Source organism: Candidatus Saccharimonadales bacterium (assembly GCA_035317825.1).
Classification (GTDB): domain Bacteria; phylum Patescibacteriota; class Saccharimonadia; order Saccharimonadales; family Saccharimonadaceae; genus DATHGB01.
On the sequence record DATHGB010000020.1, the window covers coordinates 24,009 to 48,830 of the forward strand.

The 24,822-nt window shown below is 46.6% G+C and carries 21 protein-coding genes and 2 tRNA genes; 6 read left to right on the forward strand and 17 right to left on the reverse strand.

All coding sequences use genetic code 11. The annotated features are described in order from the left end of the window. Positions 1-480: 480 nt before the first annotated feature. Positions 481-1,317: a hypothetical protein gene (locus tag VK497_03955; GenBank protein HMI09519.1), complete on the forward strand. Its 837-nt coding sequence runs from the start codon at positions 481-483 to the stop codon at positions 1,315-1,317. A 16-nt stretch (positions 1,318-1,333) separates the two neighbouring features. Beyond that, positions 1,334-2,395: a DUF3182 family protein gene (locus tag VK497_03960; protein ID HMI09520.1), complete on the forward strand. Its 1,062-nt coding sequence runs from the start codon at positions 1,334-1,336 to the stop codon at positions 2,393-2,395. Positions 2,396-2,767: 372 nt separating this feature from the next. Here the strand turns inward: VK497_03960 and VK497_03965 are convergent, their stop codons facing one another. The 4 genes from VK497_03965 to VK497_03980 form a co-directional block, all read right to left on the reverse strand. Beyond that, positions 2,768-3,922, reverse strand: a complete 1,155-nt coding sequence (locus VK497_03965) for a methyltransferase domain-containing protein (GenBank protein ID HMI09521.1) — start codon at positions 3,920-3,922, stop codon at positions 2,768-2,770. A gap of 159 nt (positions 3,923-4,081) precedes the next feature. Further along, positions 4,082-4,157, reverse strand: a tRNA-Phe gene (locus VK497_03970). A 49-nt stretch (positions 4,158-4,206) separates the two neighbouring features. After that, the gene (locus tag VK497_03975) at positions 4,207-4,956 is read right to left on the reverse strand and encodes a slipin family protein (protein ID HMI09522.1); all 750 of its coding nucleotides are present in this window, start codon (positions 4,954-4,956) and stop codon (positions 4,207-4,209) included. Between the two features lie 2 nt (positions 4,957-4,958). Beyond that, positions 4,959-6,011, reverse strand: coding sequence for a D-alanine--D-alanine ligase family protein (locus tag VK497_03980; GenBank protein ID HMI09523.1), 1,053 nt, complete (start codon positions 6,009-6,011; stop codon positions 4,959-4,961). A gap of 34 nt (positions 6,012-6,045) precedes the next feature. Between VK497_03980 and VK497_03985 the strand changes: the two genes are divergently transcribed. Further along, entirely contained in the window at positions 6,046-7,218 is a 1,173-nt protein-coding gene (locus VK497_03985; GenBank protein ID HMI09524.1) for a replication-associated recombination protein A, read from the forward strand. Here VK497_03985 and VK497_03990 read toward each other — a convergent pair. The 3 genes from VK497_03990 to VK497_04000 all read right to left on the reverse strand — a co-directional run bounded on the left by VK497_03990 (position 7,215) and on the right by VK497_04000 (position 11,279). Continuing rightward, complete coding sequence (locus tag VK497_03990; protein HMI09525.1) at positions 7,215-8,813, reverse strand: alpha-amylase family glycosyl hydrolase; 1,599 nt, start codon at positions 8,811-8,813, stop codon at positions 7,215-7,217. The two genes, VK497_03985 and VK497_03990, sit on opposite strands and share 4 nt — an antisense overlap. 15 nt (positions 8,814-8,828) lie before the next feature. Beyond that, entirely contained in the window at positions 8,829-10,016 is a 1,188-nt protein-coding gene (locus VK497_03995) for a glycosyltransferase family 4 protein (GenBank protein ID HMI09526.1), read from the reverse strand. 63 nt (positions 10,017-10,079) lie between these two features. Then, positions 10,080-11,279: a glycosyltransferase gene (locus VK497_04000; protein HMI09527.1), complete on the reverse strand. Its 1,200-nt coding sequence runs from the start codon at positions 11,277-11,279 to the stop codon at positions 10,080-10,082. Between the two features lie 89 nt (positions 11,280-11,368). Between VK497_04000 and VK497_04005 the strand changes: the two genes are divergently transcribed. Further along, positions 11,369-12,940, forward strand: a complete 1,572-nt coding sequence (locus VK497_04005) for an amylo-alpha-1,6-glucosidase (GenBank protein ID HMI09528.1) — start codon at positions 11,369-11,371, stop codon at positions 12,938-12,940. On the opposite strand, the gene treF is transcribed toward VK497_04005, so the two are convergent. From treF to VK497_04025, 4 genes are all read right to left on the reverse strand, one after another. Further along, the gene (gene treF, locus VK497_04010) at positions 12,894-14,465 is read right to left on the reverse strand and encodes an alpha,alpha-trehalase TreF (GenBank protein HMI09529.1); all 1,572 of its coding nucleotides are present in this window, start codon (positions 14,463-14,465) and stop codon (positions 12,894-12,896) included. The genes VK497_04005 and treF overlap by 47 nt on opposite strands. A gap of 147 nt (positions 14,466-14,612) precedes the next feature. Beyond that, positions 14,613-16,436, reverse strand: coding sequence for a translational GTPase TypA (gene typA, locus VK497_04015; GenBank protein ID HMI09530.1), 1,824 nt, complete (start codon positions 16,434-16,436; stop codon positions 14,613-14,615). Between the two features lie 96 nt (positions 16,437-16,532). Continuing rightward, the gene (locus VK497_04020; protein ID HMI09531.1) at positions 16,533-16,754 is read right to left on the reverse strand and encodes a hypothetical protein; all 222 of its coding nucleotides are present in this window, start codon (positions 16,752-16,754) and stop codon (positions 16,533-16,535) included. Positions 16,755-16,910: 156 nt separating this feature from the next. After that, positions 16,911-17,348, reverse strand: coding sequence for a MarR family transcriptional regulator (locus VK497_04025; protein ID HMI09532.1), 438 nt, complete (start codon positions 17,346-17,348; stop codon positions 16,911-16,913). Positions 17,349-17,459: 111 nt separating this feature from the next. Between VK497_04025 and VK497_04030 the strand changes: the two genes are divergently transcribed. Next, a complete protein-coding gene (locus VK497_04030; protein ID HMI09533.1) occupies positions 17,460-18,887 on the forward strand; it encodes an MFS transporter in 1,428 nt (475 codons plus the stop codon). A gap of 1 nt (position 18,888) precedes the next feature. Here VK497_04030 and VK497_04035 read toward each other — a convergent pair whose 3' ends face one another. The 5 genes from VK497_04035 to VK497_04055 form a co-directional block, all read right to left on the reverse strand. Beyond that, positions 18,889-20,094, reverse strand: coding sequence for an MFS transporter (locus VK497_04035; protein ID HMI09534.1), 1,206 nt, complete (start codon positions 20,092-20,094; stop codon positions 18,889-18,891). Between the two features lie 102 nt (positions 20,095-20,196). Continuing rightward, entirely contained in the window at positions 20,197-20,388 is a 192-nt protein-coding gene (locus tag VK497_04040; GenBank protein HMI09535.1) for a hypothetical protein, read from the reverse strand. A 70-nt stretch (positions 20,389-20,458) separates the two neighbouring features. Further along, positions 20,459-21,346 carry a hypothetical protein gene (locus VK497_04045; GenBank protein HMI09536.1) on the reverse strand — a complete coding sequence of 296 codons (888 nt, stop codon included), beginning with the start codon at positions 21,344-21,346 and terminating at the stop codon, positions 20,459-20,461. Then, on the reverse strand, positions 21,343-21,936 hold the full coding sequence (locus tag VK497_04050) for a G5 domain-containing protein (protein ID HMI09537.1): 594 nt from the start codon (positions 21,934-21,936) through the stop codon (positions 21,343-21,345). The genes VK497_04045 and VK497_04050 overlap by 4 nt, the downstream gene beginning before the upstream one ends. Before the next feature lie 257 nt (positions 21,937-22,193). Continuing rightward, a tRNA-Ala gene (locus tag VK497_04055) sits at positions 22,194-22,270 on the reverse strand. Positions 22,271-22,608: 338 nt separating this feature from the next. On the opposite strand from VK497_04055, the gene VK497_04060 reads away from it, so the two are divergent. Then, a complete protein-coding gene (locus VK497_04060; GenBank protein HMI09538.1) occupies positions 22,609-22,953 on the forward strand; it encodes an RNA-binding protein in 345 nt (114 codons plus the stop codon). 44 nt (positions 22,954-22,997) lie between these two features. Here the strand turns inward: VK497_04060 and VK497_04065 are convergent, their stop codons facing one another. Next, a complete protein-coding gene (locus VK497_04065) occupies positions 22,998-24,806 on the reverse strand; it encodes an ABC transporter ATP-binding protein (protein HMI09539.1) in 1,809 nt (602 codons plus the stop codon). Between the last annotated feature and the right edge of the window lie 16 nt (positions 24,807-24,822).

Below are 24,822 nucleotides of genomic sequence, written 5' to 3' on the forward strand. Positions count from 1 at the left end.
CATAATATGTGTTAATATTATCAAGTTGCCCATTGAGCTTATTTCAGTGGCGGAGTGGAAAAATCTGTCTGCATACCCCTCATCTAGGGAGAAAAAACAGTGACTCACACATGGGGTCAGTACAACGACTCTGATACAGAGCAAGGTCTCAACCAGTACGAAAGTGACGGGCTCCTGCTGCGCACACCGCACGACATCCAGGGCATGAACATGTCCGATCTCAGGGATGTCGCAAGGGAGTGCAGCGCACTGCTCGACAACACGTACAAGGGGAACTACCCGCAAAGTGCCAAAGACGTCAACGTACTGGCAACCAGTATGAGCAACGGCGAAACGCGCATGTTCGCGTTGCTGTCTGATGGGAAGATTATTGCCATCGCCAGCCTGGTTCACCGTCGCAATAGCATGCGCGGAAGCCTGAACTTCGTCGAGCTCAGCAAAGCCGCGAAGCTGCAAAGCGACGTAGCAAACACAGTCTCGGTGCGCCACCTATCGAAATACCGCCTACCTTGGGCCATGAGCAATTTGCCAGAAGTTGACTTCCTATACGGCTCTCCGCGAGCTGCATCGGAAGGCAAAGACGGCGCTCCCGGTGGAAGGCAGGCGCAAAGCGTATGGTGGGGCGGCCGACGACACGGCATCAACCTACCACTGCTTGCGACAAACGTTGGCTGGAACTTCCGCGTAGGCGGCATCGAACCCCTTACCGGGTTCGTTGTACCGACAAACGCAACGAAGTGGGCCATCGCTGTTGACAAACTACCGGTGTTTGTACCGAACGAAGCCGTGAAGCAAGCCATCTACACCCTCCTTGTCGAGGGAACGGATGGGTTCGTGACACCGCAACTTGTCGTCACTCCCGACGAACGACACGCTGTGCCGTTCACGCTTCGGGAGGCTCGACAGCCGTCTGCCGACATCGTGACTAAGTACTACGTCACGGAACAGGCCGAACACTTGACAGAACGATCGATGGTCGAGGTTGATGCGCATCTATACGATACCATCAGCCAAAAAGTAATCATCGAGAGTGATGTCGCAACTACGTCAAGGGGTGCGCAGATCATGCGCAGCCTGTTGGCGCAGGGATGGGCTTTCGCCGGATGGCAACCTTCCGAGGTTGTCTATGGCGGCATCTGCCCGATGCTTGCACGGGTTAATCCTCGTCAGCTCGGTGAGCTCATCCAGCCGGTGCACTACACCCAGTATTTTGACCAGGGCGGCCTCGGCCATACTCGGCAAGTATTGGATGAACTGTATCAGACGATGTACAGCAACGCGTCCGATCGCCTCACCACCGACTCCTCCCCTAGCTAGGAAAGCAGGAAAAACCATGGCTGACGTCATTTTGTTGGACAACCCGGTGCTGAAGTACCGGAAGAACAGCAGCGTTCCTGTCAGTGTCGGAGCCGTCGCAAGGCGGATCGCCGGACTTCTGGGCGGAGAAATGCGAGAGACGGAAGGTACGGGCAACAAGGCGTACCACGTGCCCTTCGCGGCCGTTCACGCCGAGCTTGCCACGGCTAGGGGAATCGCCGGAACAGGCGACCTCTACGGAGGCGTCGTTCGAGAGCACCAGCACGCCGACAAGGCAATCCTGCACTTGTTGCCGAGCGTAGGTGCAGCACACCCGACGTGGTACTCGCCACGCTTCGCCGAATGTGTTCGCGATGTCGTCCTGCCAGGCTACACCGCTTTCACGTACGAGGACGTCGTCGATGCCTTCAACCTCATGCGAGGTGACGGGTTCTCGGTGCGTCTCAAGGATCCGGCCAACACCGGCGGCCTTGGCCAGCATCTCGTTCATAGTAGCGAGCAGCTGGCTGCAACCATGGCGGACTACACGGGCAAGTTGTCCAAGACCGGCATCGTGCTGGAAGCAGACCTGCATGGGCATGCAACTGTCACGATTGGCTACATCGATATTGCCGGAGTCATCTACACCTGGTACGGCCGGCCGTACGACGTCGACCACGAGGGCATGACACGATTCGGCGGCAACGAATTGACTGTCGTTCGCGGCAGCCTGAGGGAGCTGCGTGAACATAGCGTAAACCCCTATGATCGCCTCGCTATCGACCAGGCCAAGTGCGTGTTCGATGCGTACAGCCTGCTCGGCACGACGGTCTCGCGAGCCACTCTGGACGCCGTCCAGGGAACAGCCTGCGACGGCACGTTCATGTCGGGCATCACCGATCCGTCGCTGCGACCTAGCGCTTCGTCCGCTGCGGAAATCCGCGCAATCGAAGCACTCGTAGCGAACCCCGGTGCAGCTATGGCCAAAACCCGGCTGCACTATGACTACGAGAAGCGCGCCGCAAGGACGCCCTCCCAGGAGCTGTTCGTGAGCCATTCGCGCATGGACATTCTCGTGGAGCTTGTGGATGTCGCCTAACAGCGGCTTCATAACAAACCGAGTGACGCAATTTATGTCACTCAAACTCGGATCGCCCAGCTGGCTCTTAGAGCCAAGACAGGGTGATCCCGCCCCCGATCACGCAATCGCCGAAAGGCATGCGAGGATCGGGGGTGTCTTCATTTGAGCTCAAATCATTTTCAGCCCTCCCAGACTCGAACTAAAACAACAGAGGCAGCATACAACAAAAAGTTCCAAGAAATAAATCCTGGAACTTTTCGTATCTGTTGATAATCTTGGTGGGTCATGCCAGGGAAAACTGGAACTATATCTTTGAAGATTTACAGACTTTTTGTGAGCGATTGGAGGAACTCGACCTCGAAATGATCATCGAGATTGATCAAAAAGATTTTACTCTTTCTCATTAAAATAGTAGTGCCAAGCAGGCAGCTCTAAGCCAAAAAACTTCTCCGGTGAATCATCATAAAGCGCCTTAACCTCGCCAACTTTCATCCACTTAGCATCTTTTGCTTCGCTTAGCTGAGCAGTCGGCTCTTCGTCCGGCTCAACCTCACACACGAATACAAAACCAATCCAGGGTTTACCATTTTTGAGCTGCTGGGTACAACAATACGGGCGAAATCCAATAATACTATCACCTCTCTCGGTGTCGAGCAGCGGAGTACGCTCATCTTGCCTAATAGTCTTGAGAGTTAAATTTGCCTCTTCTTTAATCTCTCGCGCAAGAGTATCGTGTACATCTTCGAATGGCTTATCCAATACTCCAGCCGGGAATTCTAGCGTTCCTGAATATACAGGATCGGCATGCGGTTTCCAGCGGGTCTGTATGAGCAACTCTTTTTCGCCATTCTGTACGCGCTCAATAATTGCACCGCAGTATGGAATTGCCATGGAAAACGTTTGACGAGCTCGGCGCTTGCCAATGAAGCGAACCAAATTATGAACACCTATTGCTTGGTCTTTATAAGTTTCACCGAGGTCATCTAATAAATTAACGTCAAAGTAGCGCGTAAATGCACGAGCAGTTTCGACACTAAAATAGCGCTTCGCCGTCTTATCAATCTGGAAATAATCATCTTCCAGCTTTTCACCGGTATTGTATTCAGGATCGTGAACTGAGTTTGCGAAGAATGCGAATACCCCGCCTGGCTTCAGTACCCGCTGAATCTCTCCTATTAAGCGCACCGTTGTTTCATAGTCAAAGTAATGGAGAGACAGATGGGCGTAAACAACATCAAACGAAGCATCCTCAAATTGTAGCTCTTCGCGTAAATCAACTCTTTGAATGGTAGTTCGCTGTTTTACTTCCTCGGGTAAAATAGCAAACCGTTCTTTCAGCGTCTCTTCTTTTAGGTCGGTACTAGTTACGTTGTAGCCGTTTTCAGCAAAAAAACGACTATCCTGACCCAGACCAGCTCCCAAGTCTAAGATATTACCTTTGGCCGGGAAATAGGCGATCGCTGTTTCGGCAAAAATGGAGGGCTTATCAATCCAATCCTTTGTTTTGTAATTGTTGTGCAAGTCAGACCAAACGTTATTATTCATGTTCCAAGTATATAACATCTTATCTGTTGGACAGTATGTAGCGATTTAGTAAGCGATAACCTTACGCCCTCCCAGACTCGAACTAAAATAACGGGGGCGATACAAAACAAAAAGTTCTAGAAAATAAATTCTAGAACTTTCCGTATCTGTTGATAATTTTGGTGGCTCCTCCCAGACTCGAACTGGGGACACAGGGCTCTTCAAGCCCCTGCTCTACCAACTGAGCTAAAGAGCCGCGCGGTAACTCTGACTATTTTACTAAAGTTCCCTGCTTTTCACAAGGGTTACTTGTTCATTAACTTGCTTATAGCACCAGTGAGTTCTGAGGGTAATACGACAAGAGTTTTTTGACTTGGTTCAACAGCGATCTTTTCAAGTGTCTGAAGCGTACGAATATTGATCCCGCCTGGAACGCTGGAAAGAATAGCTGCGGCATCCGCTACAGCACGTGAAGCGGCTTTTTCGCCCTCGGCCGTAATGATGACTGCACGACGTTCACGCTCGGCCTCGGCCTGTTTCGCCATAGCTCGCTTCATATCTTGCGGTAGTTCGATATTCTGAATCTTGACGTTTTCAACGTCAATTCCCCATTTGTCAGTCTCGGCGTCAACAATCTCTTTTATTTTTTGGCTAATCTGTTCGCGGTTCGACAATAATTCGTCCAAATCGGCATTACCCGTTACGTCACGTAGGGCCGCTTGGGCAAATTGACTCGTCGCATAAACATAGTTCGTTGTTTCAAGTACCGCTCGGCTTGCTTCGATAACACGCAGATATACGACGGCATCCACGCCAACCGTCACGTTATCTTTCGTAATGATCTCTTGTTTTGGCACGTCAATCGGAGTTGAACGAACATCCACTTTGATTAAACGCTGGAAAATTGGTACGACAACGCGAAGTCCGGGCTGGCGAATGCCGGTATATTTACCGAGCGTCAACACGACACCACGCTCATACTGATTGATAATCTTAATACCACTTAGGATAAAAAGAATAACGACAATTACTAAAAAGATAACAAACGGTTCCATAACTAAGCCTCCTCTACTTCTTTTTGCTGATCGACTGGTTCAAGTGCAAGTGCAATGAGACGCTCAATAAGCTGGGAATACGAAATGCCTTCTTCGCGCCATAATTTTGGATACATACTAATATTTGTAAATCCCGGAAGAGTGTTGAGTTCGTTGACGTAGATCGTTCCGTCATCAGTCAAAAAGAAATCGACACGGGTAAGCCCGCGGCATCCAAGTATCTTGTAGGCGTCGCCTGCAATTTTTTGAATCTTTTGTTTTGTTTCATCCGGCATTTCAGCTGGAATAATAATTTCGGTACTACTTGATGCCGAATATTTCTCGTCATAGCTATAAAAGTCAGCCGCTTTTATTTCACCAATACCGCTCACTTGATGACGAGGAGGATTGCCGAGCACGGATACTTCAAGTTCTCGGCCTACAATACCTCGTTCAATCAATGCGACATTGTCGTGTTTGTGCGCTTCTTCAATCGCTTTGACAAGCTCAGCTTCGCTATATACTTTGCTCACGCCAACGGAGCTGCCTGCTTTTGCTGGCTTTATAAACATTGGACTGCCAAGTTTCATACTCAGATGATTAAAATCAGGAAGTTCGTCACCATCATGATGAACCTCGTAAGGAGTGACGTGGATACCAAACCCTGAAAGTATTTCTTTGGTGGCGACCTTATCCATACAAATCGCGCTTGAAGTCATGTCACAGCCTACTATCGGGATATGAAGAAGCTGCGCTAATCCTTGAACGCTGCCATCTTCACCATTTTTACCATGAAGGATCGGTAAAATAACATCGGGTTTTACTATCTTGCTACTAGGAAACGTAACGAAACTCCCCGCGCCAAGTACTGGTGCGAGTTGTGGTGCACCATGCGTATTGATTTCGTCGCTGATCCTATCGACTAGCCACCACTTACCTTGCCGGTCGATATATCCAAAAAGAATATTGTATTTTGTATCGTCAATAGCGGCATAGACATTGCGCACTGAAGAGATCGAGACCTCGTGCTCGGACGATTCACCGCCGAATAATAGAAGGACTGTAGTTCGTTCCATGTTGTATCTATAGCATACAAGGTATAATTAAAGTATGCAACGAGTTCCTTTGGCAGAAAGAATGCGTCCGACGACGCTAGATGAGGTGATTGGCCAGACTCACCTACTTGGAGATGGTGAAATTTTACGGCAGATTGTCCGTAAGAAAGAACCGGTCAGCCTGATTTTATGGGGCCCGCCGGGAAGTGGCAAAACAACACTCGCTCGTATTATCGCCCACGAAGTTGAGGCTGAATTTATTGAACTCTCGGCTGTAACAAGCGGCAAAAAAGACGTTGAAAGGGTGGTTGAGCATGCCAGGCAGAACTGGAATCTGCAGATCCGTACCGTGTTATTCGTGGATGAAATTCACCGCTTTAATAAAGCACAGCAGGACGCTTTTTTGCCCCATGTCGAATCAGGTCTCATCACCCTTATTGGTGCCACGACCGAGAATCCAAGTTTTGAAGTTATCAATCCTCTGCTTTCGCGTAGCCGCGTCCTTGTTTTAGAACCACTTGCAAAAAACGAGATCATTACCATCTTAAAACGAGCACTCAAGGATCAAAAAGTAACTAAAAACGTGACGACAAAGGCTCTGGATTACCTGGCAGAATTATCGGGTGGCGATGCTCGTGTTGCGCTCGGCAACCTTGAACTCGCCCTTTCGATGGATGAAAAAGTGACACCCGAAATCGTAAAAGTTGCCGCTCAAAAACGCGTGCCGGGTTACGACAAAAAAGGCGAGATGCACTATAACGTCATCAGCGCGTTCATTAAAAGTATGCGCGGTAGCAATGTTGATGCGACACTTTATTATTTAGCACGTATGATCGATGCTGGCGAAGACCCGAAATTCATCGCTAGGCGCATGCTCATTTTTGCAAGTGAAGATATTGGACTTGCCGGTAATGGTGCGCTCGGGATGGCGCTAAATGCCTTCCAGGCCGTAGAACGTATAGGCATGCCTGAAAGTAGCTACGTTTTATTTCACACAGCAACAGCACTTGCCAAGTCTGCAAAGTCACGCCAGACCACTGACGCCATGCAGCGCGCGCAGCAACTCGCAAAACAGTATCCGGACGCCGCCGTGCCCTTGCATTTACGTAACGCGCCTACCAAATTAATGAAAGATCTAGGATATAGCAAAGATTATAAATGGCAAGCTGATTTCAAACACAATAAAGGGTTTTTACCTGATGAGCTTGAGAATGAAAAGATATTTTAGCTACTGCGGCGAATAACTAGCCCTTGGTGAGGTAAGAGGGTAATTCCTTCGTCTGCCGATTCAACCGTGGCGTGGGTCGAATAAATAATCTCGCCTTCTACATCCTCATTACATTCTACGGATTCGCTCGACATATTAAGTAAAACGAGTAACGTATCATTACTATCTTGACGAATATAGCCAAAAATAGAATCGTTACTACTTTGCCACTCAACATAACTTCCTCTCAGCAACGTTGACGAGCGCCGAAGTTCAAGCAAGCTTCGATACATGTTAAATAGTGAATGAACATCATCTAACTCTGCAGTTGCGTTAATGGTAGCAAAGTCGTCAGCAACGGGCAGCCATGGCATCGTGGGACTAAACCCTGCGTACTGCTTGTCCGACCATTGCATTGGCGTCCGTTCTGGGTCGCGCCCTAGCCCCAGTCCGGGAGCTAGTATTTCGAGCGGATCCTGCACTATTTCGGACGGAATAACGGTATTTTTCATGCCTAGTTCATCTCCGTAATAGATGACAGGAATACCCGGTAATGTCAGTTGTAATAACGTTACAAGCTTTGCCTGATGAGGACCAAATCGGCTTGCCATCCGCGGCTTATCATGATTACTAAAACAGTAAAATGGCCTAAGCTCACTTCCAAGTATGTTCTGAAAATCGCCGATAAAGCGTCGGAATTCCTGAGCACCATACGGTATGCTCATTCCCTCAAAATTAAACGGAGCGGCAACGACAGGATTAACCGCATAAAAAGATGAGTACTGTTCGTGACTATCCAGGCTCTCATCTAGATAATCTTCAAACAAGATAATCCTATCTGTATAACGTTCGACTACGGCTGCAATTTCTCTTAGGTATTTAAACAGATTGACACCGTATCTGTTGTATCGCTGGTGTTGGGAATAATATGGGTCATCACCTTCTTGAAATGACTCATTCAAAGGGTTATCTTGAAATCCCGGATCTTTAGATATCCAACGAACAGCATCGGCACGGATTCCGTCCACCCCAAGCGACAGCCAGAAAATCAGGACATCAGTCATCGCTTTACGGACACTTGGATTTTCCCAATTAAGATCTGGTTGTTTTGTCAAAAAACTATGCAGATAGTACTGACCTGTGGCTTCGTCAAATTGCCAAGCCGATCCTCCAAAGACACTCAACCAGTTATTTGGCGGTGAACCGTTAGCTTTTGGATCACGCCACACATACCAATCTCTTTTTTCGTTATCACGCGAAGATTTTGACGCAATAAACCAGGGATGTTCATCAGAAGTATGATTGGGTACAAAATCAATCATGACTTTTATATCGCGCTCATGCGCCTCGGTAATGAGCCTTTTAAAATCCTCAAGATCACCGAAAAGCGGGTCGACACTATAGTAGTCCGAGATATCATAGCCAAAATCAGCCATCGGCGAACGATAAAAAGGCGAGAGCCATATCGCATCAATTCCAAGTGAATTCGGCGTACCTTTGATGTAATCGAGTTTTTCGATAATACCGGCTAGGTCGCCGATACCATCACCGTTTGAGTCTTTAAAACTCCGGGGATAGATTTGATAAATACCATTTACATTCTGCCACCGAGCCATGTGTTTATTGTAACACTATAGTTCGTTCGTAAGTTCTGATAAGGATTTTCGCACCCGTCGAATGTGTGATTTAATAAATTTTTGCGTCTTTGCGATTTGCAAAGGGTCTTTTTTACTAAGAAGCTTACGAAACGCTGCTTCGTAGTGGTCCACCATTAAATCCGTACTAAACTTATTAACTACATGCTCCCTACAATCAGCACGCTTAATAGTATCGACCTTGCCTACGGCCTCAACCATTTCGGCAATACTGTGTACGACAAATCCTGTTTTTCCATCAATGATAATTTCCGGGGCTGCACCACGGTGAAGCGAGATAACAGGAGTACCACAGGCCATTGCCTCAACGGTGGTTTGTCCAAATGGCTCTTCCCATTGCACTGGCGTTAGAACAGCTTTGGCTTTCTGGTAATATTTAGGCAACTGATCCTGATCCATTCTTCCAAGGTACAGAATACGATCATCAAGTTCTGGTTTAATATATTGGTCAAAATATCCTTCACACCCCAAGGCCACGGGACCAATAATAAGCAGGCGATGATTTGATTCTTTGGCGACTTGGATTGCCTCTTTTACGCCTTTTTCTTCGGTGATACGCCCAGTAAATAGTAGATAATCTTCGTGCGTTTCAGAAAATTCAAAAAGGCTCGTATCTGTTCCGTTATAGACCGTCTCTAAGTAAGGTAAGTCTGGGGCATCGCGTCTTTGATTTTTAGATATTGAAATAAATTGCTGATTTGGACTAGCAAAAAGCTCAAAAAGCTCGCGATACCAAGGATAAATAGGATCATTCAGAGTGTAAACTGTTGGAATATTAGGATGTTCGATAGCAGTCGAAAGAGCCGATTCAGGATGATGAAAATATAACAGATCAAACTCTCCAGATTCAGCACGTTTATACATTTCCGTGGTCATGTATCGATCCCACAACCCATGTACATCATGGGCTAGGTGTTCTCTGTTACTTAGAAGTGCATTAAATTCAGCTTGGTTACGCACAAGTGGCCTAAGATTCATCGTTTCAACAGTTACATTCTTACCGTGAACTTCTGTACCAATAGGGCCAAATACTGTTACGTGGTGGCCTCGTTCGCCAAGACCTCTTGCAACAGCAGCTGCTAGATCGATTGGCGCATAGATTATATCGCTTGGACGTGGTATTGGAATAAATGCCCTTACCATCAACGCGATTTTCATCGGCATACTCATATAGTTACTTCTTATTTTAGCACATTTACCTGTGCCCGTCATCGTCGTGATCACGCTCTATGTAATATTTTTAGCTATTTTTGTCCGTCTTATTACTTCTTCATATCTGTTAATATATTCCTTCGTGATTTTACTAGCCGAAAAACGCGCTACGACAGAAGCCCGGCATGCTTCTGGATCAATTTCATGTATTCTATCCATATATTCAGCAAATTCTTCTTCGTTATTTGCAAGAAAACCATTAACGCCATGGATGATTATTTCTGGAATTGCACCTTTGTTCATTGCGACGACAGGGGTGCCGCACGCAAGAGCTTCAATAATAGCCATGCCGAATGGCTCTTCCCAGTCAATCGGAAAAAGTAGTGCCTTCGCCTGTGAAATAAATTTCAATTTCTTTTGCCCGCTAAGATTACCTTCGTAGGTAATTTGTTGATTATCCACATAAGGCATTACTTTATCCCGGTAGTATTGAAAATCAACAAAATTATTAAATTTACTGTTTGGATTAGCTAGTTCTAAAAGGAGTTTTTCACTTGACTCAATACCCGCTACAGTTCCCGCCATCCGAAGACGATATCCTTTTCGCGCACATAATTTGGCCGCTGTATGCTGACCTTTTAGTGCCGAGAGTCGAGCGAGAGTTATAAAATAATCTTTCTTGTCTTTTATATATGGGTACATCTCGGGATCGATGGCATTATACACTTTGTCTAATGTCTGATGGTGAACTTGTTTTGGCAATAAACGCGTCATCGCTTCGGATATCGCAACGATATACATATTTCCCATATCGCCGAGTAACTCTAGATATGTACGTCTTTCAGGGATGCCTTGCTCGCTCATACTCTTAGAGTTAGTTGGGGGTACATGAAGAGTATGGAGTACCGGGGGGATACCGGCTAGCTGCGTTGCCAATGCCCAGAATTGAGGGCCGATTAGCTCATTATGGTCATGCACAATGTCAAATGCGCCATCTTTACGGATTTCGTTAAGTGCAAATTGCATGTGGGCTAAAACGATAGGGAGTGCCTCGGTATACGGTCGGTGAATGTTTTCAATTTGCTCAGTTTTATATAGGCTATGTGTTTTAACACCATGCATTTTTCGTGCGCCATTTCCAAATATTTCTACCTCTACATTCTGTCTGAGTAATTCATCGACGAGTGTCTGCAAGACTAGCTCGATACCCCCAAAGCCCTTAACAGGAAGTGCGATCCAAGGTGGTGCAATTATCGCAACGCGCAGCCGGGACATATTAGATGGCCCCTTGATTGTAGCGCCCATAAACAGCATACCGCATAGTTAAATTCATTGTACCACAAGCCAAATGCTATACTAAAGCCATGAAGATTGGTAGCCAGATCCCGATTGAAATACCTGCGGATCTTTCCGATTACATTTTTTCGGGTGAGCATGTTGTCAATATCGAGTATTTCGTCAGTACACCCCCAACTAGGGCGCCCTCTGGATTGCAAGAATTATACCGCTTAGCACAGGCCAAGGTAAATAATAAACTTTACGAATTTAATCCTCCGCTTGCCTCTCTCGCCCTTAAATCGGATGATATCGCTTCGCACGAACTTCATCTGTATGAAGCTCTGTTTGGACGGGATTCGTTACGCGTTGGCATGGATCTTTTATCGATGTTTCCACAACTTACCCGTGCAACCCTTTTAGCACTTGCCTCTTACCAAGGAACGGAAACATATGCACGCCGCGAGGAAGAGCCGGGGCGAATTCCTCATGAAATACGAGATGCTCATGATCCAATAGCCCAAAAACAAACTGAAGAATTTGGCTGGGAGTGGCCTTACTACGGTTCGGTGGATGCAACACCTGAATTTATTCGTACGCTTGCCGCATACCATAACCGAACTGCCAAGAATGAAAACTTTTTAAACCAAAAATTTACAGATAAAAACGGGGTCTCACGTACTATGGCCGACGCCTTTACGGGTGCGGCTGATTGGATTATACGCCGGACGAGTAAAAATCCAGAGGGGCTACTCGAATCAAAAGCAGCAATTCCACATGGACTCGAGAATCAAGCATGGAAAGATTCGTGGGATGCTTATTTTGATCATAGCGGACGCCAAGCGAACCACAAACAGGGCGTTGCATCCATTGAGGTGCAGCGGCTCGCATATGACGCCCTTCTGGATGCTGCACATCTTTACGACACAGTCTTGAATCAGCCTGACAAAGCCAAAGAAGCACGAATTAGCGCCGAACAATTGCAACGATCAATATTCACACATTTTTGGACTCTTCAGCGCGGAGGATTTTTCGTACTAGGTACCGACCGCGATGACACAGGTACCCTTCGTCAGCTTGATGTTCGTACTTCAAATATGGGGCATCTGCTTCATTCTCGCCTGCTTGCGGGCGATGATCCACAAAAAGTTACCTACCGCGAAGCAATTGTTCGGCAGCTCTTCTCGCCTGAAATGCTTACCCCTAGCGGAATTCGCACACTCGCATCGGATGAACCTCGCTTTCGGCCAGGAGCATATCACAATGGCAGTGTCTGGCTTTGGGACACACATTTTATCGCCAAAGGGTTACGGCGTCACGGCTACAACCACCTTGCCGATACATTAGGTGAACGATTATTCCGGGTTATTGATGCCACTCATGCGTTTCCTGAATTTGTACGTGGAGATGGGTCGCCAGCACCAATGCTCAATAATAGGATTGTTGATGTGTGGGATAGTACCTATGAGCGTATGAACCGTATCGAACAACCGCCCCAACAAATTCAAGCTTGGTCGGTGGCAGCTATCCTAGCGATTAAACACTACAATCGTATGGCAGCTCAAAGACCTAAATCTAACCCAAGCGACTTTGAACAAGCTATTTTACGACAAATTAGCGAGTACGATCTTCATTTAACAGAGCCGCTAGAACTCCATTAGTCCAACCAAATCCATCTTGCAAAGGATATTCCCCGCCTCCTCCCTGGCCTTGGCTTGCAACATCATATTTCTCAACTAGCTTGCCACTTTCATTAAAAATCTTCGTATTTGAAGCAATCCAGCGTTCTTTTATTGTTTCAGCTAGATGATGGTATCCGTAGTTTCGTAAGCCTTCAATTGCCACCCATTGAAGCGGTGCCCAACCATTTGGCGAATCCCATTGCTGCCCTGTTGCTTCGAGTGTCGTTGTCAGTCCACCTGCTTTTAGGAAATGCGTCTTCAGTTTTTCTGCCACGGCCGCAGCCTGTTTTGCCGTAGCGATTTTAGCATATAACGGAAAAACGCCGGCAAGCGTCAAATGCCCTGTCTCTTCTTGATGATGGAAGTTATAGTCAACAAAGAATTGCTGCTCATCACTCCAGCAATAGTCATTAATCGAACGCATGCGACGTTCGGCAGCGGTCTGAAATTTACGTGCAAGAATTGGCTGGAACAACAGCCGGTATGCTTCAGCGATCGTCTCTTCTAGTTGATACAGAAGACAATTTAAATCAACAGGTATAATATCTGCCGTATGAATAGTACGGATATCCTTAGGGTCGCTAAACCAACGTGAACTAAAATCCCATCCTGATTCGGCACCTGCCCTTAGATGCAGATACAGTCTGTCAGCCTGTCGTTCTGGCGATAGATCAGCCGTTTCAACATCCTCGCGTAGTGATTCCGGTCGGGGTGTCGTTTTGTTATCGTAATAACGATTCAGCAGTGTGCCATTTGGCATTTCAACGACGCGCGCAAATGCTTTATGCTCGTATTTATCCAGCGTACGACGGCCCTTCATCCAGAATCTATATTCAAGCAGCATGTACGGCAAGTATTCGACGTAGGTACGGCTTCGGCCTTTATGGCGTGCTAAAAGTTTCACCATTTGTGAAAAAAACGGAGGCTGCGACCGGCTTAGAAAGTACGTACGATTGGCTGTCGGAATGAACCCGAATTTACGAATCATATACGCATAGTTTTTGATCATACCTTCGATCATATCCCAGCGGTTATCGGCCGCCAGACCTAACATAATGAAGTAACTATCCCAGTAGAACTGCTCTGAAAAACGTCCGCCAGGTACGATATACGCGTGTGGTAACGCGATTAGCGAGCCTCTGTTGCGTCGGTTCTTTCGTTCTAACACGCTCCAAAGTTCTGCAATATGTTCGCGCACATTCATATTCGGATCAGTATGATATGCGGTTTGGTATCCGCTAAACTCGTAAAAATGACGCGATACAAAATCACGAAGGTCAAATTCTGGATCGCTTTTCGCTAGCAAATATTCCTGCTGGATTTGCTTCATACGGCGGCGAGGAATTAAATCAACGAAAGTTTTACCGTCCCCATACACTTGTTCTTTTTGAACGTCACTGAATAAATCACCCAGTGCTTCGTCTGGACTTTTAGATAATGGGACTAGTGCGCCAGCAGTAGCGACCAAAGCGGATTTTAACTTATCTTCTCGTGGTATTTTCATATTTTTAACCTGGTTATACTATAGTGGTTGTGCTTGTTAGAAGCAAGGTGTTCAAAATAAATGTTACGCTTTTTTTGTGTACCATTTAGACGCAGGCATTACTCAAAAAGAGCTACTCGCTAGCTCTTTTTGAGTAATGCAGAGTTATTAGTTTTTGTTAGCGCGTTTTCGCAAGTTTGGATCAAGGTGACGTTTACGTAATCGTAATGATTTTGGCGTTACTTCCAAAAGTTCGTCATCTTCCAAAAAGTCGATACACTGTTCAAGGCTAAGGTCAGTAAATGGTGTTAGCTGAACCGTTCCGTCGCTTGAAGACGTACGCATGTTCGTTAGCTGTTTGCCACGGCAAACGTTAACGTCTAGGTCATCGCCACGAGTGTTTTGGCCAACGATCATTCCTTGGTATACGGTAGTACCTGGACCAACGAATAACGTTCCACGGGATTCAGCGTTATCGAGTGCGTAGGCAGTCGTAGAACCAGCTTCGGTTGCCATTAGCGCACCGCTTCTGGTTTTTTGTAGTTTGGCGCCAAGTGGTTCGTAACCATGTGGCAAGCTGTTCATAATGACCGTACCTTTTGTAGCGGTCAAAAGAAGATTCCTTAGGCCAATCATAGCGCGAGTTGGTAACACGTACGTCGTACGTGATGTTCCACTACTTGTTTGCGTTTGATTAAGCATGGCAGCGCGGCGCGTTCCTAGTTCTTGGCTAACAGCACCGAGGAATTCAGGACCAACTTCGACGAGTAGTTCTTCGACAGGTTCTTTTATGACACCGTCTTCTTCGATTGTCACAACCTGAGGACGACCCACTTCAAATTCATAGCCTTCACGGCGAAGTGTTTCGATAAGTACGGAAAGGTGGAGTTCACCACGACCAGATACGACAAATCCGATGTTTTCGTCACGTACACGAAGGCTGACGTTTGTTTCAAGTTCTTTCTTTAGGCGGTCACCAATTTGACGAGAGGTATTAAATTCACCTTCTTTACCCTTTAACGGGCTGGTGTTTGGGCCTAGGTACATGCTAAGTGTTGGCGCTTCGATGTCAATCACTGGAAGTGCTTCTGGGTTTTCTTTGTCAGCAATCGTTTCACCAATGTGCGCATCGGCAATACCCGTTAACGCAACGATATCTCCGGCAATCGCACCGTCAATTTCTTCACGGTTAAGTCCGCGATAACCAAAAATCTTGTCGATTTTGGAGTTAATCTGTGTGCCGTCACGTTTGATTAGCGTAACTTGCTGGTTTTTCGTTACGTTTCCGCGGGAAACACGACCGATTGCATACTTACCAAGGAATGAATCGTATTGAAGTGACGTTACAAGAAGTTGTAATGGTTTTTCTGTATCAACGGTTGGAGCAGGAATATCATTGATAATTGCATCGAAAATAGGCGTAAGATCAGCGTGTTCTGAGGTGTTATCAGGTAGTTCCACCCATGCTTTTCCTTCGCGGCCGATTGCATAGTACACAGGATAGTGCAGCTGGCTATCGTCGATTGCAAGTTCTAGGAATAGATCAGAGATCTCATCAACGACTTCATCAATACGACGTGAAGGCTTATCGATTTTGTTAACCACAACAACAGGCTTTAGACCAAGTTCAAGCGCTTTTGAAAGAACGAACTTCGTCTGCGGCATCGGACCTTCTTGGGCGTCAACGATCAGAAGGACTCCGTCAGCCATGTTAAGCGTACGTTCAACTTCACCACTAAAGTCGGCGTGACCTGGTGTGTCGATAATGTTAATTTTGTAATCGTCGTGATAGATAGATGTTTGTTTGGCGGTAATCGTAATGCCACGTTCGTGTTCTTGATCACCACTGTCCATGATCAATTCCTGGCTCATTTCAGCCTGGTTATCACGAAAAGTATTACTTTGCTTTAAAAGCCCATCAACCAGAGTAGTCTTGCCATGGTCGACGTGAGCGATAATTGCGATATTGCGGATGTGTTTTGTATCAATCATAAAAATAGACCCCTAATAATGGTGGGGCTTCCCTTTAGATCAATATTAGCATAAGTTGCGATATTTTTCAATAGGTGATCTAGTATAGTAACCGAGCTAAACCCAGCTACCGCCCTGACGCACTTTATCCGTCACAGGAATTGGTACTCCGCCCTTGATTGCCCATTCGATCTGGGGGTCAATTTCTATGCTCATCGTATCTTCGTTAGACAGAACGACGCCGTCACCGACTTTCAGACCAAAACCAATGTATCTCCGCCTACTGTCACAGGGTAGTAAACATTGGTAGAGCAACGCTAGCTGAGACAGGGTAACCATCGTACCTGAAATCTGTTGCCAGTTATACAGACGGCGAGCCGCCCGACCCTGTCTCCTTTACTTAATTCACTTATTCATAAGCGTGTTGCTATTATTTATAGCGGATATAACTCTCTGTCGGCCAAAAGCCCTCTACAAAGGTTATCCATAAAGAAATTATGCGTTTACTGGAGAAGGTTGCAGGATCAATGATAGTAGCGATTTTAGCTCGACATTTTGAGTTATCGTTAGCTGTTTGAACTCGGGTAGTTCGTACTGTACGAGCGCTTCTAAAAGTTCCTTACGGAGCTTTTCACCCTTTAACGTTAAGCTGATCATTTTAACGCGGCGGTCTTCGGGTTTTTCTTCTCGGGCTATATACCCCTGAGAAAGAAGGCGGTCGACAATACCAGTTACATTTGATGCGTCGCAAAAAAGCATACAAGAAATAGTATTCATCGGAATCGGTTCACGGGGCGTCATAGAACACAGCGTATACAGTTGCATCACCGTTAAATCATGAGTTTCGGCGAGCTTCATAAGCCCATGTTTCGCCCTAAATGCTACTTGCAGAAGCATCCAGTATAGATTTTCCGATTCCTTATTTTCTTTCATAACTATATTTTACCTTATATTTTCTATTTTGCAAAGTACTTGACTAGTTCAACTATCTTGAATTAAAATAGTTGAAGTAACAAACTAATTTATATTCAAGAAAGGATATACATGAAACATCCTTCACGCTGGATAGTACTCGCCTTACTTGCCCTTGCGCAATTCATGGTAGTCCTCGACTCTGCTATTGCAAACGTCGCCCTACCCGCTATCCAAAAAACACTCGGTTTCGATACCGCCACCCTTCAATGGGTCATTACTGCGTACGCCCTTACCTTTGGAGGATTCCTCTTACTTGGCGGACGTGCAGCCGACCTCTTTGGAAGGCGACGTGTTCTTGTAACGGGCATCATTGGGTTTACCATTGTGTCGTTCTTTATAGGAATAGCCCAATCACCCGTTGAACTTATTGCTCTTAGGGCCTTACAGGGAATGACCGCTGCTCTTATGTCTCCTAGTGCGCTGTCGATCGTCCTGACGACATTCCGCGAAGGGAAAGCGCGCAACACGGCGCTAGGCGTATGGACAGCTGTTGCTGCTGGTGGAGCTGCTGCGGGACTCGTAATTGGTGGATTACTTACCGAATATCTTAACTGGCGCTGGAACTTCTTTATTAATGTACCTGTCGGAATATTAACCGTTCTAGGAATCCTAAGGTTCGTTCCGAAGCACGCAAGCACTGTATCTCACCGTCATCTAGACCTTCGTGGAGCAGCTCTCGTCACTGGTGGGCTAATGTCGCTCGTCTACGGACTGACCGAAGCACCACATTGGGGTTGGGCAAGCCTAGGAACCATCGGACTATTATCACTTGCGGTCGCGCTAATCGCCGGATTCATCTGGAACGAATCTAAAGTTTCGCACCCTCTTGTACCACTATCGATCTTTAAAATCCGTAACGTAGCAGGTGCAAATGCTCTGAGTATGCCTGTAATGGCTGGCATGATGGGAATGTTCTTCCTACTGTCCTACTACATTCAGTCTGTCATGCAGTACAATCCTGTTCAAACGGGCCTCGCCTTCCTCCCCTTCCCTATAATCCTAGGCGTGATATCTAATATTGTTCCTCGATTTGTTCCGAAGTATGGCTTTAAACCGTTCTTAATCGCCGGTACGACACTTCTATTTACAGGATTAGTATGGTTAAGCCAATTAACGCTTGAGAGTGTGTACACCACTGGTATTTTACCTGCAATCATCTTAATGGCTGCGGGCATGGGAATGAGTTTCGTCGCCGTATCGATTGCCGGAACATCAGGTGTACCCGCGAATGAGGCTGGGCTCGCATCAGGACTCCTAAACACATCGCAGCAGATGGGTGGAGCGCTTGGACTTGCGATTCTTGCTGGAGTTTCAGCATCAGCTACGCAAGCTGCGGCACATTTGGGTCCAATAGCAGCATTAGTTCAGGGTGATAAAACGGCGTTTGCAGTCGCAAGTAGTTTTACACTTATCGCGCTCGTGCTCGCCATCACAGTTATACGTACGCCAAAAACCTCTACTTCTTCAGCTCAAGCTGAGCCAGTTGTCCTTCACTAAGTTATTCTTCCACCAATACAACATGAGTGTCCCGTTTCTTGGCCGACATATAGAGAGCAACGGCCAAAATGATCAATAACGCCCAGGCAACCAAGAAGTATTCCATCTTACCGTTCGTGCTCAGGTATCCAATGATTGGCGCGAGAAATACATAGGGTAGGGTTTTAAAAAAGGAAGCAACAGACAATACGGTCGCACGTTGGTTTTCAGGAGCACGGTTATTCAATACTTCGCTTATGAATGGCTGTAGCACATGTTCGCCGGCATACAGCGCAAGGATCACGACATAACCCCACAACCCAATGTTAGCCACAGATAGTAACAAGCTCGAGGCAGCAATCAGCCCGATTGAAGCCAAGACTCTCTTCTCGCTCAGGCTGTCCGCGTTTTTATGCATATACGCCAACAGACCGACCGTAATCAGGCTGCTACTCGCAACAGCGACCGAACCCCAAAACGGATCGAAATGAAAACGGTCGAGAAGAATAAGGCGGAGTAGCCCGTAACCAGTCGCGTAGAAAAGCCCTTGCACTGTGATGATAAATGGCACATACAGCCACAACTTGGGCAGCCTAAACTGTGCGAAACCTGTCTTGATATCGTGCAGATAGTCTTTGAGTTCTGGTAAAAATTTCTGACGGGCTTTTCTGACTCGCTCATCTTTGACTGACCAGATCAGTAGCGCCGCAGCAATAAAGACAAGTCCGTTCAACACCCATGGTATGCGTGGATTAATAGTATGCATCCACCCACCCATAACAAGAGTAACCACTGAGCCGATCAATGCCACCTGGGAGCCACGCATCACCAGTTTTCGCCAGTCGGCCGACGTTCGTTTAAACTTCAGCTTTTCAAAGAATAGTGCTTCATCCGCACCAGATACGAGCGAAACACCGACCATCATTACTGCCTGACCCACAAAGAGTGGCAGGAAGTCGCTACCCGCTGCTTGTATTAGCATTCCACTGCCAGCGAGTATTTGCCCGAGTCGCACAACCTTATCACGACCGAACTTATCAGCTAGTGCACCTGATGGAACTTCTGCGAGCAAACCGATTGCAAACGCCATTCCATCCAGGATACCGACTTGCTGGTCGGTAATGAAGATGCGATAAAAATAGAGCCATACTGCACCAACGAACCACATGCTCGTTAATGTTCGGTAGGCTATGTACTTTCGCGAGAGCCATTGTTGTGAATCCGTCATTAATTAATGTAATTATACAATAACAAACTAGTCTTCACGGGACATTATGAACGGATGTCGCATTATTCAAGTATTCAAGCGAATCTCCTGTCACATATTAACTCAACGCATAACAACTCTTTCCTTAGGAGTCGTTAAAGAGTTGTCCGTCTCGTCGTTCGTCGTTTGGAAGTAACGATGGAGCGTTAATTGATCTCGCGACGTTAGCTCGCTGGACTGGCCAGAATTAGTATGCCAGGTGTGCTTGAGCTGACGATGAATTTGTAGGTAACGCTGGGTAGATAGTCGGGGCATTAATCATCTAGGTTACCCCCGGAAGTCAATGACGGAGTGTCATTTAGCGAACCAGCAGGACTTTGGAAACTTAAAGCTGATACACCCCTTCTTTGCCGTATTTCATTCGAAGCCGTTCGACCTCTCGATGCCAACGCTGTCTTATATCATCCAGTTCTTGTAGCCCGAATCCAGCGCTGCTCATTCCACGCTGAGCGAGATCAGATTCCTTTTTCTTAAGCTCCTGCTCAAGATGATCCTTGATGTCGTCAAAATCCAGATCATATGCACGATCACTAGCGGCCTTCTTCGTATCAAGTGCTAGAAATCGCTTCTCCATCTGGCTACGATAGGCATTACTAGCCGCCATCGCTGCCGAGCCGGGAAGAGACTGCGCCGACCGAAATCGCATGCGGAGTTCATCACGTAATGCCTCTCTCTGCTTCTGATAGTCCTCGTCGGTAACAATCTCAACGTTGTGTTCCGTACGGGGGACACTCATCCTCGTAAGACTCGTCTTAACTTCACCCAGATCAGATTTTACATCTGGCAGAAGTATTTCCGGGAAATTGTCTCGTATCTGCGGATGCCTGGCTAACAGCGCCGTGAGGTGAGTAGCTCCCCAATACAAGCATTCGATACCAGTCTCCTTAGATTTCCTTTGAAGATGTGCAACCACGGTAAAATGAGCATCTTGAGGAATCACTAGAATCCAGCGAGTAATCTCTAGCTCCTGTTCTTTAATCGTGTTTTGTACTCGCGACAACGTCTGATCAATCTTAGAGATATAATGCTTTGCGTCACGATGCTTGGGTTCCGGGAAATACATTTGATATGCAGTCGTTCCGTCAAGGCCATCTAAACCTCCGTCACCTCCAGAACCTTCGACCGCCATGAAGCCAGGTAACTCCAGTGCAATCAGTTGAGATGTAAAGTCCTCGAAGTCATCCGAAGTGATGAAAGCTAATTCCTGTTTCATTCGCAGCCAATACCATTACCATCGCGGTCAAGCCCGTAGATATCTGAGCCAATCACCTGGACTGGGCCTGAAACGTACGCCGGTCCGTTGCCACTACCACCCGCACAATCAACATCACTAGCAATCGGAACGCATCCAGTGTAGTTCGGATCGCAGCTCGAAGATGGAGCGCGTGGAGCTGGTGCGACATACGGTTGTTTTGTGCCAATAGACATTACTTCACTGACAGCCAGTGTGGTGACTTCCTCTTTCAAGAGAATCCTAGCGGTCTCTTTGCCGTCTACTAGAGTGAGCTTGTAAGTCTTGGTCTTCACACCATTCTGTCCGGCGGTCGTGACTGCAGATGTGTCGACATCTCGCGCAGCATCGTTTTGGGTCGTCTTCTCGAAAACGACTGACTCAGTCTCTTGGACTTCTTTGTAAGTTGTTACCGGAGCTGCAACGGGTGCTGGGGTCGCAGCCGGCGCTGGAGACTGGCCTTGATTCGCCATCGCATTGATTGTTCCCATAGAGAGGAGGAAGGCCGTAGACACAGTGGCTACCTTTCCAACATTAGATAGTCCGTTGAACCATGCCTTTACATTCTTCACTTTTTCTCTCCTGATTACTTATTTTCAGTATGCTCTCAGGAAGAAGATTGTGCAATATACAACTGCATCGGTACATGCAACAGGGGTGAACAATTTAGGGTAAAACATGTGCCGATGCTAGATACCTACCCGGCCTAAAACCACTATTACAGAGGTAGGGATGAGCACTCAGTCCTTCTTCAAATACAACGAGATGTACCGATCCAACCAAAAACGACCCCTGTTATAGAGGTCGTTTTTGTGGTTTAAAATTCAACTGGTGGAGCATATCGGATTCGAACCGATCACCTCTTCACTGCCAGCGAAGCGCTCTAACCAAATGAGCTAATGCCCCTTAATGGAACATTACCTATGGTAGCAAAAATCCACCTTTGTTTCCAGAGGTGGATTTTCTAGCTGCTACGCGCCCACCCGGGGCGCTTTTTGTTTTGAAAATGTTTGTTTTTCGCCTGCAAAGGTCGCCCCTTAGGCGTACCAGCTTGGCTAATATTATGCTCCTCTTGATTCGGTTTTTCAAGCTTATGCTAGTATTGTTTTAAAAATTATGCTTAAATAGCATTGTTCAGAAGCATACGCGACGCAAGTGTTTCCCTCTTACGGGATACTCTTTCATAAAAAGTTCGCCGCATGGTCGATCTGACGTTACAAGTAAATGAAAAGAGTATCTATTACATGGCACAGCAAAATCTATTCATCGGAAGCCTAGCTTACGCTACTACCGATGATACTTTGAAAGCTCACTTTGCCACAATTGGTCCTGTTGCAAGCGCTCGCGTGATCACTGATCGCGATAGCGGACGTAGCAAAGGCTTTGGATTTGTTGAATTCGAAAACGATGAAGACAACCAAAAAGCTGTTGATCAACTTGATGGTAAAGAGCTTGACGGCCGCGCTATTAGCGTTGGTCTAGCTCGTCCCCGCGAAGAACGCCCAAAGCGTGACTTCGGTGGTGGCAACGACCGCGGTGGTGACCGTGGCGGCAACGGCGGCGGTTCATTCCGTCAACGTAGCTGGTAATCACACCAACCACTCAAATACCCCGCTTCACCGCGGGGTATTTGTTATGTGTGGAGTTGGCTTTCGAACATCGTGTAGTACGCGCCACGTTTTGCGACAAGTTCTTTATGCGTGCCAGATTCTATTAGCTTACCGTCCTGAAGCATATAGATAACATCTGCCCTTTCGACTGTTGTTAATCGGTGGCTAATCGTTACTACTGTGCGTTTTTTGTCGGCAAATAAATGCTTGAATATGCGTGATTCAGCTAAGGCATCAATAGCCGAAGTAGGTTCATCTAAAATAATAATGGGGCTGTCGCGATAGAAGTTACGTGCCAATGCCAACCTTTGCCATTGGCCTCCGGATAGATCCGTGCCATTATTCCCTTCATCGTCTTCCATCCACGGATTCACAAATGAATCTAATTTCTTAGGTAGTTTATTAAGGAAAGTTCGTGCCTCTGCTCGATCAAGCGCGTGTTCTAGACGTTCCTGGCTATATGGTTTACTGGTGTCCCCGAGATAAATGTTGTCGCGTGCTGAAGCAAAGCCGTATGAAAGATATTCTTGTTGCAAAACGCCGAGCAGATTGTGCCACGAAGTAATATCAATGTCTTTCAAGTTCGTACCTCCGATCATAACCGATCCACCCGTAGGATCATACAGCCCGGTAAGGATTTTGATAAGAGTCGACTTACCTGCGCCATTTTCGCCCACGATTGCTATATGCTGATGAGGTTGAATCGTAATCGAAATGCCGTGAAGCACTTCTTTCTCTGCATGGGGATATTTAAATCGTATATTACGAAGCTCGATCGGAAGAGAAGCTCCTGTTAGCTTTTTACCTTTAATTGTGCGGCTAGGAAGTGCCATAAATTCCTGATAGTCAAATAGATTAGCGATATCTTCGTCAACTCCGCTGATCGCGGATACAAAGCCGCTTGCTCCCCCGAGAGCTCTTGATACAACTTGCTGGACATAAATAAATTGTCCGATCGGTTGTTCGCGTGCAATAATTTGAGTTACGATCCATAAAAGTGCGATAACTTCTGCTATCGCTTCAAGTGCATCCGCCCCTAGTTTTTTAAAAATAGATGCTCGCTCAAAATCAATTCGTGCTTTTTCATCTTTATCTCGTAGTTGCATGCGAAGATCCAGCAAATAGCGAACGACTCCGTATAGTCGTAGTTCAGCTATGTGCTTTGGCTGAAGTAGACTCCATTCAATCATATTTTGAGACCTGCGAACATTCACATTCTCGTTCCAGTGTTTGGTAGACCGGCGCGATAACCTAAATTGTATCCAAATACCCGGAATAACCGCAACTACCACAATCAACCCAAGCCACCAACTCACCAAAATAAGAGCTCCGAGCCCTGCAATCATTGCAATAAACTGCGTTAAAATCCTCGCTAAGCTATCGAAGACATACGGAAAGAAGCGAGCGAACTGTGACGCACGGTCATATAAATCAGCTGTTTCTTTATCGTCATAGCGCCAGAAATCGAGTGTGAGAAACTTTTCATACATTCGGTCACTCATACCAGCTTCAACACGGTAGCGCATTAACTGCGTCACATACCTTTCAATACTTCCCCAAGCAGTCATTATAATTCCAAGGGAGGCTGTAACAATCACATAAATCATTGCTTGTTCACCAGCATGAGGATTACCTGCATACGCTTCGGCAAGTGCAGTCGTTGTAAGCGCCGCAAAATATGTTGTCACGATCGGAAGAACAGCCGTAATAATCGACCCGATTAGCTGAACAATGACCGCAAGTGGAGCAGCCTTATAGGTTGTTTTCGCAACACCAGCAATAGCAGTAGCATACTGCCGTGTTGTCAGCTTTCGTTTCTCCTTCTTTGCCATTCACCTATATTGTACT